A 1,565-nucleotide genomic window follows, 5' to 3' on the forward strand; every position below is an offset into this window, starting at 1 on the left:
TTTATACTAGCTCCTTGTATTTCGTTATTAAGCATAATAGGAACATTGTCTGATTTTATTCTTTTAGCATTCTTTGCTTTTAACTTAACCTTACCTCCATGTAAGCATATTAAAGTATTATCTTCTAATATAGGATGCAAACAAGAAGTATCAGGACTTATATCAATATCTTTTATTCTAGGAAGAGTTATTTTTCTTTTTTTAGCCATAAAAAGCCTTGTGGGTTTTTAAACCCACTAAGATTATATTAAATCATAAGGAAAGTATTTATACTGTTTAAATTCTTCTTTATCCAAATTCATTAGTTTTACAATTGCAGCACCTTCAAGATCCCAGGTATCTAAAGGATCCCTTAACCTTGTATGTTTTTTCATATATTTATGTAAAAACTCAATATCTTGTGTGGCTATAAATTCTTTAATCAGTTCATGTTCTTTGCAAGCACATTTGCGTTCTAAATTTAACTTCTTACCCTTAGAACCTATAAAATGTAAAAACCAATCTCTATTGAGTATATCCCTTCTTTTTCTCTCATCTTCTTCTATTAATTCTAGCAAACAAGTAGTATCCATATCTAATAATACTCTAACGCAAAGTTCAATAGCATTTCCCCTGTAATAGCCAATATCCAATCCTGTTTCTAAACGATTTTTTTCTTTTAATAGCATAAGTGCTTCTAAATCTTTTTTAACTATGTTTATATCATCACCACGAGAGTATTTATCTAAAGCAATACATTTTTTTCTATCTTCTATACAAAAAATACAAGTTTGTCTATCTCCAAAAGGAAGTTCTAAAAATATTTTTTCGGATTTCTTGATATCTTCTTCACACTTTATTATATGTTTTGTAAAATACGCTTCATCTTTCTTAGTATTTCTTAACATTTTCTATCCTTTAGGTTTTTTAATTTTATTTGCATCTTTATCTAAATAATGAATGGTTTCTTTACCTCCTTCATCAACATGAAATAAATCTTTTCTGATTTCATTGCTATTTTTTTCAAGAAGTTCTTTTATCTTTTCTCTATGTTCTTCATCTGCAACACCAAGTCTATTTTTGTCCTCTTCTAATATCCAACTATTACTCATCTGTTTGGTTTTTTGATTTCTATTTAACTTGCTTGTTCCAAACTTAGCTTCTGCGATGATATATTTTGGATTTTTATTGGGGTTATAATAAATTCCATCAATTCCTTGATGAATTTTATCATCAAGTCCTTGAACTTTGTTTAAGCTAATTCTTTTATAGCCTTGATTTAAATAATGCAAATGCATTTTAGCTTCGCCATAATTTCCTTTTTGTTTATTGCTTAATTTATCAATGCCATTTAATTTTTGTATCTTTTTTTCCATATTTGCTAAAACTTTTTTAGCTTCTTTTTGTTGTGCTTGAACTTCTTTTAAAAATACTTGTTGTTTATTTACTTGTTTTCTTCTTTGTGCTGCTTTTAGCTTACCTCCTATCCCTTCCCATCTTATCTTGTCCCATTTAATCTTAGCAAGAGGATTAGCTTGTATTTTAGCTAAAGCAAATTTAATCTTATTTTTCTTAGGTATAGCTAA

1 protein-coding gene and 2 pseudogenes are annotated in these 1,565 nt (G+C 27.8%); all 3 read right to left on the reverse strand.

The genetic code is table 11. The annotated features are described in order from the left end of the window. Window positions 1–209: pseudogene (locus tag CAMP5053_RS08065) on the reverse strand (hypothetical protein); the annotation flags it as partial. Between the two features lie 33 nt (window positions 210–242). Continuing rightward, window positions 243–887 (reverse strand): PoNe immunity protein domain-containing protein, encoded by a 645-nt coding sequence (locus CAMP5053_RS08070; protein ID WP_337217630.1) that lies wholly within the window; start codon window positions 885–887, stop codon window positions 243–245. A gap of 3 nt (window positions 888–890) precedes the next feature. Then, window positions 891–1,565: pseudogene (locus tag CAMP5053_RS08075) on the reverse strand (hypothetical protein); the annotation flags it as partial.

It is taken from the genome of Campylobacter sp. S4:11 (assembly GCF_024723695.1).
GTDB lineage: Bacteria > Campylobacterota > Campylobacteria > Campylobacterales > Campylobacteraceae > Campylobacter_D > Campylobacter_D jejuni_C.

Coding starts and splice junctions, on each gene's coding strand:
- CAMP5053_RS08070 (WP_337217630.1), bottom strand. CDS start 887: ATGTTAAGAAATACTAAGAAAGATGAAGCGTATTTTACAAAACATATA.